Annotated in this window: 13 protein-coding genes; 9 read left to right on the plus strand and 4 right to left on the minus strand. The window is 44.1% G+C overall.

The window, feature by feature from the left end:
• On the minus strand, window positions 1–638 hold a 638-nt coding region (locus Q0C19_RS02220; RefSeq protein ID WP_295052425.1), incomplete at its 3' end, for an FAD/NAD(P)-binding oxidoreductase.
• 294 nt (window positions 639–932) lie between these two features.
• Between Q0C19_RS02220 and Q0C19_RS02225 the strand changes: the two genes are divergently transcribed.
• Genes Q0C19_RS02225 through Q0C19_RS02240 form a run of 4 tightly spaced genes read left to right on the plus strand, consistent with a single transcriptional unit; the run spans window position 933 to window position 5,774 of the window.
• Window positions 933–2,402, plus strand: a complete 1,470-nt coding sequence (locus Q0C19_RS02225) for an FAD-dependent oxidoreductase (RefSeq protein WP_295052426.1) — start codon at window positions 933–935, stop codon at window positions 2,400–2,402.
• Between the two features lie 20 nt (window positions 2,403–2,422).
• Window positions 2,423–2,584 (plus strand): hypothetical protein, encoded by a 162-nt coding sequence (locus tag Q0C19_RS02230; protein ID WP_015654318.1) that lies wholly within the window; start codon window positions 2,423–2,425, stop codon window positions 2,582–2,584.
• Window positions 2,585–2,634: 50 nt separating this feature from the next.
• Complete coding sequence (locus Q0C19_RS02235) at window positions 2,635–3,456, plus strand: peptide deformylase (RefSeq protein WP_295052428.1); 822 nt, start codon at window positions 2,635–2,637, stop codon at window positions 3,454–3,456.
• A 41-nt stretch (window positions 3,457–3,497) separates the two neighbouring features.
• The gene (locus tag Q0C19_RS02240; protein WP_295052429.1) at window positions 3,498–5,774 is read left to right on the plus strand and encodes a hybrid sensor histidine kinase/response regulator; all 2,277 of its coding nucleotides are present in this window, start codon (window positions 3,498–3,500) and stop codon (window positions 5,772–5,774) included.
• Window positions 5,775–5,777: 3 nt separating this feature from the next.
• Here the strand turns inward: Q0C19_RS02240 and Q0C19_RS02245 are convergent, their stop codons facing one another.
• Window positions 5,778–6,521, minus strand: a complete 744-nt coding sequence (locus tag Q0C19_RS02245; protein WP_295052431.1) for a response regulator — start codon at window positions 6,519–6,521, stop codon at window positions 5,778–5,780.
• A 189-nt stretch (window positions 6,522–6,710) separates the two neighbouring features.
• Here Q0C19_RS02245 and hemN point away from each other — a divergent pair, with 189 nt between their 5' ends.
• The 5 genes from hemN to lgt are packed head-to-tail and all read left to right on the plus strand — an operon-like array spanning window position 6,711 to window position 11,000.
• A complete protein-coding gene (gene hemN, locus Q0C19_RS02250) occupies window positions 6,711–8,078 on the plus strand; it encodes an oxygen-independent coproporphyrinogen III oxidase (RefSeq protein ID WP_295052433.1) in 1,368 nt (455 codons plus the stop codon).
• 1 nt (window position 8,079) lies between these two features.
• Entirely contained in the window at window positions 8,080–9,360 is a 1,281-nt protein-coding gene (locus tag Q0C19_RS02255) for a (Fe-S)-binding protein (RefSeq protein WP_295052435.1), read from the plus strand.
• Window positions 9,357–9,854, plus strand: a complete 498-nt coding sequence (locus Q0C19_RS02260) for a pyridoxamine 5'-phosphate oxidase family protein (RefSeq protein WP_295052436.1) — start codon at window positions 9,357–9,359, stop codon at window positions 9,852–9,854. Before Q0C19_RS02255 ends, Q0C19_RS02260 begins: the two co-directional genes overlap by 4 nt.
• Entirely contained in the window at window positions 9,847–10,182 is a 336-nt protein-coding gene (locus Q0C19_RS02265; protein ID WP_295052438.1) for a DsrE family protein, read from the plus strand. Before Q0C19_RS02260 ends, Q0C19_RS02265 begins: the two co-directional genes overlap by 8 nt.
• Complete coding sequence (lgt, locus tag Q0C19_RS02270) at window positions 10,182–11,000, plus strand: prolipoprotein diacylglyceryl transferase (protein WP_295052440.1); 819 nt, start codon at window positions 10,182–10,184, stop codon at window positions 10,998–11,000. The genes Q0C19_RS02265 and lgt overlap by 1 nt, the downstream gene beginning before the upstream one ends.
• Here lgt and Q0C19_RS02275 read toward each other — a convergent pair.
• Complete coding sequence (locus tag Q0C19_RS02275) at window positions 10,990–12,195, minus strand: ArsS family sensor histidine kinase (protein ID WP_295052442.1); 1,206 nt, start codon at window positions 12,193–12,195, stop codon at window positions 10,990–10,992. The genes lgt and Q0C19_RS02275 overlap by 11 nt on opposite strands.
• On the minus strand, window positions 12,192–12,854 hold the full coding sequence (locus tag Q0C19_RS02280; protein WP_295052444.1) for a response regulator transcription factor: 663 nt from the start codon (window positions 12,852–12,854) through the stop codon (window positions 12,192–12,194). The genes Q0C19_RS02275 and Q0C19_RS02280 overlap by 4 nt, the downstream gene beginning before the upstream one ends.

Below are 12,854 nucleotides of genomic sequence, written 5' to 3' on the forward strand. Positions count from 1 at the left end.
CGGTTGCGTTTAAACATCGTCTCCATCATCTGAAGCGCTTTTACCCCCATCCGTACGCCAGGTTGCGGCATCGGAGCAAAAAAAGTCATTTCATAGTTGTCCCGAATACCGAGTTTTTTAAGGTGATGGTGGAGATTGAAGAAAAGCTCAAATCCAGGTCCCCCTCGCACCCCGCTGGAATCATGCGGATTGCCTCCGAAGCCGAAAGCGATTTTTCCCTTTCCCATTTTTACCACTGCATCGATTTTTGCTTTGAGTTGGAGAGATTGCTCGGGGGCTCCGCAGATGGAGAGCGTGTTTTCGAGTCCGGAATGCTTCATTTTGCCTGCACCGATGGCAATTACCAGATGCTCGGCATTGCGTTCACCCCCATTTTCAAGGAGGATGCTTTTTGTAGCGGCGTTCATCGAAATAACCCGATCAACGGTAAGGGTAAAGCCGTGGCGTGCGGCAAGTTTGTCGAGGGACAATGTGACATCATCAAAGGTGCTCGTCCCTACCGGAATCCAGATGGAGATAGGATAAATGTACAGAGAACTTCTATCGCTGATCAGTTCAACTTCAAATCCCTCTTTTTTAAAATAAATTGCCGCTTCGACACCGGCGATTCCTCCGCCTATAATGAGAACATTTCGCACTCTTTTATCCTTACAAAAATACAAATAACAGGTATGTTTTTAGCTATTGGAGGTAATTATATTAGCAATGGCGTTTAAAGTCAATATAGATAAATATTTTATTCGTCATAACTAGAATTTATTTTTCTCTCTCAAATGGATAATAAATCAATAAGATTGTGAAAAAATGTAACATTGACTGCTTTTGTAATAAATTTAGTCTTAAATGCAAGGTTCATTTTAAGGATGTGATATAATTGTGATGTTATAGGGTTATAATCGACTTTTATGGAATTATTAAACGAAGGAGAAGCAATGGCAAGAGTAGTCGTCCTCGGTGGCGGTGTCGCCGGACATACTGCAGCAACGTTCGCGGCAGATTGGCTCGGAAAAGAACATGAGGTGGTAGTAGTTACCCCTAACTCAAAATGGAACTGGATCCCATCAAATATTTGGGTTGGAGTCGGTCAAATGTCTAAAGAAGAGGTTACTTTTGACCTTGCTCCCGTGTATCAAAAAGCAGGAATCACGTATAAACAAGCAAAAGCTGTAAGCCTTAATCCTGAAGGAAATGCAAGCAGCGATAAGCCGTTTGTAACGATTGAATATACCGGACAAAGCAAAGTAGGACAAAGTGAAGACGTTACGTACGACTACCTTATCAATGCTACCGGACCAAAACTTAACTTCGCGGCTACTCCGGGTCTTGGAGATGCTAACGGTTTAGGTGAATTTACCGTTTCCGTATGTACGGCAGATCATGCAGACCATGCGGCGCATGAGTTTGCAAAATCTATCGAAAAAATGAAAAAAGGGGAGCGTCAAAAATTCCTCATCGGAACCGGTCACGGTATGTGTACGTGTCAAGGTGCGGCGTTCGAGTACATCTTCAACATCGAACATGAACTTCGCAAAGCGGGAGTACGTGATTTGGCAGATATCCAATGGATCTCTAACGAATCATTCCTCGGTGACTTCGGTATCGGCGGGCTACACATGAAACGCGGCGGTTACGCGGCTTCTTCACGTCTTTTCGCAGAATCTTTGTATTCTGAGCGCGGTGTCAAATGGTTGATCGGTGCTCACGTTAACAAAGTTGAAAAAGGGAAAGTTTCGTATGAACTTCTTGACGGTACAATGGGAGAAGAGTCATTCGATTTCGCGATGTTGATTCCACCTTTCGCCGGAGTAGGCCTTAAAGCCTATGACAAAGCGGGTGAAGATATCACAGCTACCGTATTTGCACCGAACGGCTTCATGAAAGTTGATGCGAACTACAATGCAGGTGCTTACGAGAATTGGAAAGCGTCTGACTGGCCTCGTACGTATCAAAATCCAACGTACAAAAATCTCTTCGCTGCAGGTATCGCGTTTGCTCCTCCGCATCCGATCTCTAAACCGATGAGTTCACCGAACGGTACTCAAATTTTCCCAACACCTCCGCGTACGGGTATGCCAAGCGGTATTATCGGTAAAGCGGTAGCGCACAGTGTTTGTGATTTGATCAAAAAAGGGCCGGATGCGCATTTGCATGAAGCCTCTATGGCAGAGATGGGTGCAGCGTGTGTTGCGTCAGCAGGTAAAGGTTTGTTCGACGGAACTGCTGCGGCATTGACCGTTTATCCGGTTGTTCCTGACTTTGAAAAATATCCGGGAATCGGACGTGATTTGGATTACACCTTCGGTGAAATCGGACTTGCAGGTCACTGGATCAAGCATATCCTTCACCACATGTTTATTTATAAAGCCAAGCTCAATCCGGGCTGGACTTTGATCCCTGAATAAGTAAAAAGGAGAAAAAAACTATGAATGAAATTGAAAAATACGTCAAACCGTACGATGCTAACTTTACAACCATGGTACCGACAAATTTTGTTATCAAAATGCGTACGTGCAAAATTTGGCAGTTTATCCGCTTTATCATGATCAACATCAAAATGTTGATTGTTGTTCGCAAAAGCCACTAATTTAAAGCCCCTTTACGGGGGCTATACTCCCTTATGAAAGATTTCCTATTATGATTAAAGAATTGATCACCTACCCAGATGAGCGGATTAAGTATGTATCTGCCGATGTTCGGAAATTTGATGATGAGTTGTTTAGGCTTTTAGAAAATATGCACGATACGATGGAGCATTATCAGCTGAATGCTATCGCGGCAATCCAAATCGCAGTGCCGGCTTGCGCCATCATCGTCAAAACCGAGAATGGCCCGCTGGAACTTATTAATCCTCGTATTCTTGTTACCGACGGAGAAGTTATTGCTGAAGAGATAAGCGCGTATTATCCCGATTTTACAGCCACACTCAAACGACATGACCGAATCAAAGTAGTCTATGAAAACAGATTCGGAGAGTTACAGCATTTGGATACGGAGGGGGGCTTTTCTCGGGTATTACAGCGTAAAATGGATATGTTGTTCGGGGGTACACTTCTGGATAAACTGAATAAAGAGGGACGACAAGAAGCCGAAAAGATATTACAAAAACAAGCTCAAGAAGCCGGATATGAGCTAGGCGAGTCATGCCCAACGGTTTTTGTACGTGATTATTTTAAACGGGGTGCCAAATATCTTTTGGCTCTTGTCGGATTCACCTTTATTCTCCCCTTTTTCATTTCACCCGAGTTACGCACTTTGGTCTATACCCTCGATAAATATGCACTAATCGGCGTGATACTTTTAATGGTTGTCTATTTCATTTATGCCCAGTATGAAGGAAAAAAGTATAAACAGTGTACGAGTTGTCAAATCGGTAATATTATCGGGACGGTTGCTATTTTGGCTTTTCAGCTTCTCATTATCAGTCTAGGCGTATTTTTCTGGATTTCACCAAAATAATAAACGTGATCGTTTTAAACTTTTCCTCTTAAGGAATTTCTATGCTCCCCCAGAATATTTCAAATCTGTTTCAATCTAGAGCGGTTCTTATTGGGGCAAAAGAGACTATTTTAAGCGATTGGGTCTCCGATGAGCTGTGTACCTCGATTTTGGAACGGCACGGAATTGATATCGTATTTTTTAAAGATCAGTATGCCGGAAGTGTTTTTGATTACTTTATGGGGGTTGTTTCCGGTCAAATGATTATCGGAGATTGTCCGGTTATTGCGGAGCTGATCGATTATTTGAAAAATAAAGATCTTCGTGCCGATGAACTTTTTCTCCTCTGCACCCGTTTTAAACGTTCCGTTCTTGATACAACGTACCGTTTGGGTATTAACGATCAGTCTATTTTTGCTTCTATCAGTTATCTGTTCGATCAGAATTTCTCGGGAGTTTTAAAACTTTACACCGATACGATTTATCAAAAAGAGCAGGAAGCGCTTAATGCTTCCAAAGCCAAAGAGTATTTTCTCTCCAATATGTCTCATGAAATCCGGACACCGCTGAATGCGATTTTGGGATTTGTATCTCTTTTGCGGGATGAGACGATCAATCCCCGTTATCAACAGTATCTCGATATTATCTCCAACAGCGGTGAAAATCTTCTCCACATTATCAACGATATTCTAGATTTTTCCAAGCTTCGCAGCGGGGAGTTTACAGTCGATCCGCAGCCGTTTAATATACATGATGAGATATCGCATACGATGGAGCTTTTTGTCCCCGGTGCAAACTCTAAAAATATAACCCTTACCAGTTTTATCGACCCTACGATTGCCTATGAAATTGTTGCCGATGCATTGCGGATAAAACAGATTGTCGGAAATTTTCTGAGTAATGCGATTAAATTTACACATCATACCGGTGCGATTCATGTGGAAGCGCGATGTGATGAGGGGATACTTTCCCTCTCTGTGCGCGACCAGGGGATAGGAATTGCTTCGGCTGATCAGGAGAGGATTTTTGATGCTTTTTCTCAAGCGCATGAGGGGAGCATGAAAACAAACGGGGGGACCGGTTTAGGGCTCTCTATATGTAAGCAGCTAGCTATTCATATGGGGGGGATAATTGAGTTGGAATCGGTTGTCGGGGAGGGGAGCCTATTTACGTTAAAAATTCCCGTCATCATCAACAATGAGTGCGAGATTTCCAAATTTGATGTTTCGATGTTTAAGGGGATTCGTTTCGGTCTTCTTGCCTATCACCCCTCTGAAAGTTATAAGCTTGAGTCCCTCCAGCGTTATTGGGATCACTTCGGATTGGATGTGCAAATCATTGAGGATGTCCGAGAATCGTGTGATTTGCTCATCTTCTTAGAGAGTTCGATGGATGACACTACCCGAGAAATGATTATGACGCATAAAATCCCCTCGGTTGCGATTCTCGATTTTCTAGACGATCGTTACGACACGGTTGAGACAATCGTCCCTCTCACCTTCCCTATCTATTGTACGAAGCTGCAAAGCGCTTTATGTGATGTTCTGGGGATTAATGGGACGCATCTTCCCCGTATGAACGGAATGAAGAAAAGATCCGGTTTTGAAGGAAAAGTATTGGTTGCGGAGGACAACCTAGCCAATCAGGAACTGATAAAAATCATTTTGGAGCGTTACGGGCTGACCTATACGATCGCCTCTAACGGTTTGGAAGCCTTAGACTCCTATCAATCAGAACGGTATGATATGGTGTTGATGGATGAACAGATGCCGAGGATGAACGGGAATGAAGCGACGGCGGCTATTTTAGCTTATGAACAAGAGAACGCAAAAGTGCATACCCCGATTGTCGCTTTGACGGCCAATGTTGTGAAAGGGGCACGGGAACGCTCCATTCAAAACGGCTATGATGCGTTTTTAGGCAAACCGATTGTCCTTAAAGAGATTGAACAGTTGTTTGAGCGTTATTTTAAATCGATCGAGTTGCCTTCGTATGAGTCGAGAAGTCAAAGCAGTTCCAAATACGCGCATATTGATATGGGACATCTCAAAAGCGCACTGATGCTCGATGAAGAGCAGATTGAGTATTTGCTGGGGATATATCGCGAAAAAATGGAGCATTCGCTTCAAGAACTTTTACGTGCGATTGAGACAAGGGAGTATGAAAATATTGCGTGTATTTCCCATGCGATTAAAGGGTCAAGCGCCAATTTTCGATTCGACGAGTTATCCCGACTCTCGTATGTGATTGAGTCTTCGGCGACGGAAGAAGAGGATGAGTTTGATTTTACCGAAGCGTATGAAGTGCTTCGGAGTGAGTTTGAAAAACGGTTTAAATAACGGCTATTCTTCCAAATAGTATCCGACACCCGAAGCATTTTTAATGACATCGCTTGGGAGTTTGTTTCGAAGCCGCCATACGAGAGTACGGACACTGTTATCGGTTGCCCCTTTGGTTTCCCATACGTAATTGATGGCCTGCTCAAAATCGACGACACTTCCCAGCTGTGCTACCAAAAGGCGGATAAAAGCGTTCTCTTTTTTAGTGAGTTTGATTTTCTGGTTTTGAAAAAATGTCTCTCCCAGCCCGGTGTCGTGGCGATATCCGTCACCGAATTCGACAATCGGTTTATCGGAGAGTTTTTTGGCATAGACCAGTTTTTCGAGCTCTTCGCGGTCGGATTTTAATTCATCCATATTGGAATGACGTTTTTTCTCTTCTTTGAAGCGATAAAGTGCCATTTGGATGGTGGTGTGGAGATTGATCGGATCGAAAGGTTTGACGATGTACCCGTAAGGTTCCGTTTTTTTGGCTTTTCCCAACATCTCGTTATCGGAATGCGATGAGAGATAGATAAACGGGAGCTGATTTTTATCGCGGATGTATTGAGCCAGCTCGATACCGTCCATTGTTTTTTGCAGCCCGATGTCAATGAGGGCGATATCGGGATTATAAATTTTGATTTTATTGCGTGCAGTAACGGCATTGTCAGCTATTGAAATGACATCATACCCTTGCTTTTCCAATGACATTTTTAAATTTATTGCGGTTACTTCGTCGTCTTCAACGACAAGAACTTTAATCATAGGTCTTCATCCTCATTCATATTATGTGATAGTACGATGATTTTATCACAATGTCTACAAAATTAGATAATAAAGCGCGCAAATTTTGTGATATTTCCCCGCTAATAAAGAATAATGTTTCTTTTTTATCCTTTATTCAACGCAAAAGGGGCATAATCGCGTCATTCACAGGGACCGATAGGGATGAGTATGCTTGATTTTGATAAATTTACCAAATATTCGAAGCCGGGGCCGCGTTATACGAGTTATCCTACGGCATTGGAGTTTAGCGAGAGTTTTGATTACGACAGTTATCTGTCAAAGCTCCATGCACAAGACCCCTCGAGAGAGTTATCCCTCTATTTTCACTTGCCGTTTTGCAAGAATGCCTGCTATTTTTGCGGCTGTAACGTGGTATTTACCTCCAAAGAGGATAAAAAAGAGCGCTATATCGATTACCTGGTACGCGAACTTCAAATTTTAAGTACCCATATCGATGTAAATCGTCCGATTATTCAGCTCCATTTCGGGGGCGGGACGCCGACTTTTTTTGATGCTGACCAATTGCACCGTATCATTACGGCAATCAAAAGCCATTTTAAAAATTTTGCGCAGGGTGCCGAGATCAGCTGTGAGATCGATCCTCGCCATATTAACGATGCGCAGATGAAAGTCCTCAGTGATGCCGGATTTAACCGTGTCAGTTTCGGAATTCAGGATTTTGATGAGAAAGTTCAGGTTGCCGTCCATCGTGTTCAGCCGTACGATATCACCAAGGCAGCGATGGATCTGGCCCGTAAATATAACATGGTGAGTGTCAATGTCGATCTTATCTACGGATTGCCATACCAGAGTTTGGAAACGTTTAAAAAGACGTTAGAGCAATCCATCTCACTCAATCCGGATCGATTTGCCGTCTTCAATTACGCACATGTACCGTGGCTTAAAAAAACAATGCGTAAAATCGATGAGACAACGCTCCCACATCCGGCGGAGAAACTTGCCATTATGCGTTATACCGTTGATTATATGTCGGCACAAGGGTATCGTATGATCGGAATGGATCATTTTGCCAAACCCGAAGATGAATTATTCAAGGCGATCGATAAAGGACAATTACACCGTAATTTCCAAGGATATACGACGAAAGGGGGTGCTGATTTGATCGGTATCGGCTTGACCTCTATCGGTGAGGGATCGGACTATTATGCTCAAAATTTTAAAGATATGGAAAGCTACGAGAATGCTATCGATGCCGGTAAATTACCGTATGAGCGCGGTGTTGGACTGAACGAAGATGATCAAATCCGTCAGTATGTCATTATGGAGCTGATGAGTAATTTCAAACTCGATATTCCTCGATTTGAACGGCTGTACGGTGTGAAGTTTAACGACTATTTTGCCGATGCGATTGAGGCTCTAAAAGCTTACGAAGCGGATGAACTCTTGAGTATTACACCGACAACGATTGAGTGCTCTCCTACCGGAACACTGCTCATTCGAAATATTGCAATGGCGTTTGATGCTTATATGAAGCGTCATACCGCCAGCGATAAAGCGTTTAGCAAGACGGTGTGATATGACACGACAAGGAGAACTGTTTAATTTTACTGAAACTTCAGATGCGTGTATCAAGTGCGGAAAATGTATCCCTGTATGTACAATTCACAATGTTAATGCCGACGAGGTCACCTCTCCTCGCGGATTTATTGATCTTCTCGGAGCCTATGAGCGGGGTCAATTAGAGCTGGACAAAAATGCCAAAGCTATTTTTGAGAGCTGTTTTTTGTGTACCAACTGTACCGATGTGTGTCCTAAAGCACTACCGACCGATATGGTGATTGAACAGGTTCGTGCCGATATCGCTGACAAATACGGTATTGCCTGGTTTAAGCGGGCATTTTTCTATTTGCTCCGTCACCGGATGACAATGGATATCCTCTTTAAGCTCGGATATGTATTTCAAACCTGCGGATTCAAGATCAAAGGGGAGATTAACTCGATGCAGCCGCGCTTTAATCTTCCGATCATTAAAAAAGACCGACTTCTCCCCTCAATGGGGAAAACCTCCTTTCTCAACAGTTATCCCGAAAATATCCCTAACGGGGGCCAACGCCGTGTCGCCATTTTCATCGGATGTCTGGCAAATTACAACTACACTGAGATCGGCAAAGGACTTTTGGAGATTTTGGAAGCGTTGAACGTTGATGCGTTTATTCCGAAAAAACAGCTTTGCTGCGGAGCCCCGGCTTATTTTACGGGTGATTTTGCAACCGTCGATCATAATGCCAAAAAGAACATTGTCTATTTTGAGAGCTTTATGGATGAGGTCGAAGCGATCATTATCCCCGAAGCAACCTGCAGTGCGATGATCAAAATCGATTATGAGCACTTTTTTCACGATCAGCCTGAATGGCTGGAACGTGCTAAAAAACTAAAGTCTAAAATTTTTATGGCGACGGAGTGGCTGGAGCAGAAAACGGAACTTAAAGCGCTGTTGGCAAGCCGTGGACGAAGCGATCTGAATGTTACCTATCACGATCCGTGTCATGCTCGCAAAATGCAGGGAATATACAAAGAACCCCGTTCTCTCATCGCTCAAAATTATACGATCACCGAGATGAGCGATCCGAATGCCTGCTGCGGTTTCGGAGGGGTGACAATGCAGACGGAAAATTTCCATTTTGCCCAGGCCGCAGGAAAACCCAAAGCGGCCATGATTGCCAAAACAGGGGCACAAGTGGTCACTGCGGAGTGCAGTGCATGCCGTATGCAGATTAATAATTCAATGAATGAAGCTGAATTGGATGTCGTCTTTAAAAACCCGATTGAATTGATTGCCGAGGCACTGCGACAATGACGACTATGGAAGTTGAGTCATTTTTAGAGACGTTTCAAACCCTTGTGATAGCTTCACTCACTCCCGAGGGAGAACCGCACGCAAGTACGGCTCCGTATGTTCGTCTGGGGAACAATTTTTATATCCTTATCAGCACCGTTGCGCAACATGGGCGAAATCTTTTGTCATCAGACAAAGTCTCTTTACTGTTTGCCGAAGATGAATCCCGATGTATCCAGCCCTTTGCCCGTAAGCGGGTTACGATTGAAGCACGTGTGAGTAAAGTCGGTCGGAACGAAGAGGATTTCCTCCGTGCAGTTGAGCGGTTTAAAGCCCATTTTGATACCGATTTGGTTCTCTCTCTGACCCAAATGGGCGATTTTCATCTTTTTAATCTCTCTCCTCAAAGCGGCAGTGTTGTGATGGGATTCGGGAAAGCGTATCGATTGGATCAGAATTTGGAGGTCTTGACTCAAATTATGGGTCAGCACCAAAAAGGTCATAGCAATGGATAAACTCCTGATCGTGTGGAGCAGCGGAGAGATCGAAGTTGCTAAAAAACTCGTATTGCTCTATGGAAGCGTTATTTTACCGCGCGGCTATTGGGATGAAGCTCACCTGATGGTGTGGGGTCCTTCAGCGAAGCTATTGGCTGAAAACACTGAACTGCAAGCAATGGTTGCAAAAGTGATAGAGAGTGGAGTAAAAGCTTCGGCGTGTGTCGTATGCAGTGACGATTACGGTGTGAGCGAAGAGCTTCGTGCAATGGGGATTGAACCGACCCATACGGGAGAGCTTTTGACACAGGCACTGAAAAGTGACTGGAAAGTGGTAACGTTTTAATGGAATTTTGGAATCATATATACGAGCATTTTAATCCCGTAGCCTTTAATATTATCTCGATCCCCGTGCACTGGTACGGACTGATGTATGTACTGGCACTGTTAAGCGCTCTGGTTATTGCCAAATGGATTGTTAAAAAAGACGGTATAGTAATTAGCAAAGAGCAGTTGGACGATTATTTTATCTATGCTGAGATCGGGGTAATCTTGGGCGCCCGTTTAGGGTATATCCTCTTTTACGATACCCATACGATGTACTATCTCACCCAACCGTGGCAGATTTTTAATCCGTTTATCGACGGGCAGTTTGTCGGGATACGGGGGATGAGTTTTCACGGAGCGATTTTAGGCTTTTTGATCGGTTCGTATATGTATCACCGCCGACATAAAGTGTCGTTTGGTCTGTTGATGGATTTGGTGGCCGTATCGGTACCCTTGGGATATGTGTTCGGACGGATCGGAAATTTTCTCAATCAAGAGCTTGTCGGACGGGCAACGGATGTGCCGTGGGGGATTTATGTTTATGATACTCTCCGCCACCCTTCACAGCTTTATGAGGCGTTTGTTGAGGGGATTGTCGTTTTTGCAATTATCTATCTCTACCGACATCGCAGAGCATTCGAGGGGGAACTGATTTTACTTTATGGATTTTTGTACGGCATCGGCCGTGCTTTTGTAGAGTTTTATCGTGCTCCCGATCCGCAGATCGGCTATATCCTCGGTGAGTGGATGACGCTGGGGATGGCACTCAGTCTCTCGATGGCAGCTGTATCGGTTTTAGTATGGATGTGGGCTAAAAACTCTCTTCCTAAAAGATAATACAAAAGATATGGACTCCCTCTTCGTAGCGGTAATTCAATTTAAATTGGTGCAGATCGGCGACCGATTGGGCAATATAAAGGCCTAGTCCAAGCCCTCCCTCGCCGCGTTCGGTTACAAATGCCTGTAAAGCCTCTTCAACAGGACGTTTGAGCGGTTCTCCACTGTTTCGGATACAGATTGTCTTTCCGTCATAGTTGATATGGATCGGTAATACGGTTGCATGCCGGAGGGCATTGTCAATCAGATTTTGAAGCGCGCTTGTAAATAAAGAACGATCGACAATGATGCGTTGAGTGCATCCGCTCATCTGGACAAGCTCCTGCTCAATCATCAGGTTATCGATTGCCGTTTGCACCATGCTATCCAAACGGATTGAACTTTTAGAGATGGCAAAAGCGTGCATTTTCTCAATCTCTGCCATTTGGTGAATCAGGTGCTCGAGTCGATTGAAGAGTTTTGCAAGCAAATTGCGATTAGGACTCGGCTCTTCAAGCTCCACTATTAATTTCCCTTTGGTAATCGGCGTTTTGAGTTCATGCATAATATTACGCAGAAAAAGTTCACGCGATTTTTTGAGTTTGTTCTGTTTCTCTAACGCATCGTGGAGTGCATTTGAGATGAGTGCGATTTCATCTTTGCCGCGGCTGTGGATATCGATAATCTCTTCCCCTTCACCGTATCGCTGGATTTGTGTATACAAATGTTTGAGGGGTTTGAGATTGCTCCATAGCAGCAAATACATACTCACAAGCCCCCCCAACAGAGCGAAAAATAAAAACCATACGAAATAATAGGTTGTTTCCTCTGCCATATCCCGATAATACATCGTACAGTGCTCACGAGAGAGTGCGTATACGAATCCCTCATCATCTTTGTAGATGGTGACGCTCACATTGCGAGATCGGAGTTTGGACAGCATCGGGGGCGGAAGTGCGATCGGTTTGCATTGGGGTGTTTTATTGTCAATGAGTTTAAATCCCGCGTCATTAAGCTCTTTGCTTTGTTTCATGCAGCTTATCGATTTAGTCTCATCGATAATACGGGAAAGTTCCATAGAGCGGTGGGTAAGAAGATGAACTTTTTGTTGTTCCTGCTCACCTAATGCCGAGAGAAACAGCAGTATCAAAACGATAATGGCTAAAAAAAAGAAGGAATGGAGTTTAAAAAAAACCGAATGTCGACGTGAAATCATAGGGTAAACTGATATCCCATGCCGCGGATGGATCGGATGAGGGTGGGATGTTTCGGATTGGCTTCAACCTTCTGGCGGATTCGGCTGATGAGAACGTCGATACTGCGCTCCGAACTCTCCCATTGGATTGATTCGACGTTATTGGCTATAAAGTCACGGGAGACGATTTGGCGGCGGTGCTTGATAAGAAGTGCCAAAAGTTCAAATTCGGCGCGTGTTAACGGGAGGAGTTCCCCCTCTTTATAAATACCGTTCTCTTCGACCCGAAAGGTTTCATTGCTGGCTTGGATCGTTTTACCGTTGATACGGCGAAGGAGACTTTGTATTCGGGCAACAAGCTCTCTGGGCTCATAGGGCTTGGGGAGGTAGTCATCGGCACCGAGTTCGAGTGCGATTACTTTATCTCCCAAATCACTCCGAGCCGAGGAGATAATGATCGGAATATCGCTCCGTTCGCGAAGCGCTTTGCATACATCCAACCCATCCATATCGGGCAGAGTAAGATCGAGTAAAACCAAATCGTACGATTCGATTCCCAAAGAGGCCAGTGCCGCTTTGGGATGGGCATACGAAATAACCTCCATCTGATAACGGCTCAGATACTGACTTAGCAGATCGGAGATTTCGAGGTCGTCTTCTATCAGGAGGATTTTAATCAT

Source organism: Sulfuricurvum sp., assembly GCF_023250475.1.
Classification (GTDB): domain Bacteria; phylum Campylobacterota; class Campylobacteria; order Campylobacterales; family Sulfurimonadaceae; genus Sulfuricurvum.

Excerpts from the sequence above, each read along its gene's own strand:
- Q0C19_RS02225 (WP_295052426.1), top strand. The coding sequence starts at position 933 with ATGGCAAGAGTAGTCGTCCTCGGTGGCGGTGTCGCCGGACATACTGCA.
- Q0C19_RS02230 (WP_015654318.1), top strand. The coding sequence starts at position 2,423 with ATGAATGAAATTGAAAAATACGTCAAACCGTACGATGCTAACTTTACA.
- Q0C19_RS02235 (WP_295052428.1), top strand. The coding sequence starts at position 2,635 with ATGATTAAAGAATTGATCACCTACCCAGATGAGCGGATTAAGTATGTA.
- Q0C19_RS02240 (WP_295052429.1), top strand. The coding sequence starts at position 3,498 with ATGCTCCCCCAGAATATTTCAAATCTGTTTCAATCTAGAGCGGTTCTT.
- Q0C19_RS02245 (WP_295052431.1), bottom strand. The coding sequence starts at position 6,521 with ATGATTAAAGTTCTTGTCGTTGAAGACGACGAAGTAACCGCAATAAAT.
- hemN (WP_295052433.1), top strand. The coding sequence starts at position 6,711 with ATGCTTGATTTTGATAAATTTACCAAATATTCGAAGCCGGGGCCGCGT.
- Q0C19_RS02255 (WP_295052435.1), top strand. The coding sequence starts at position 8,080 with ATGACACGACAAGGAGAACTGTTTAATTTTACTGAAACTTCAGATGCG.
- Q0C19_RS02260 (WP_295052436.1), top strand. The coding sequence starts at position 9,357 with ATGACGACTATGGAAGTTGAGTCATTTTTAGAGACGTTTCAAACCCTT.
- Q0C19_RS02265 (WP_295052438.1), top strand. The coding sequence starts at position 9,847 with ATGGATAAACTCCTGATCGTGTGGAGCAGCGGAGAGATCGAAGTTGCT.
- lgt (WP_295052440.1), top strand. The coding sequence starts at position 10,182 with ATGGAATTTTGGAATCATATATACGAGCATTTTAATCCCGTAGCCTTT.
- Q0C19_RS02275 (WP_295052442.1), bottom strand. The coding sequence starts at position 12,195 with ATGATTTCACGTCGACATTCGGTTTTTTTTAAACTCCATTCCTTCTTT.
- Q0C19_RS02280 (WP_295052444.1), bottom strand. The coding sequence starts at position 12,854 with ATGATTAAAATCCTCCTGATAGAAGACGACCTCGAAATCTCCGATCTG.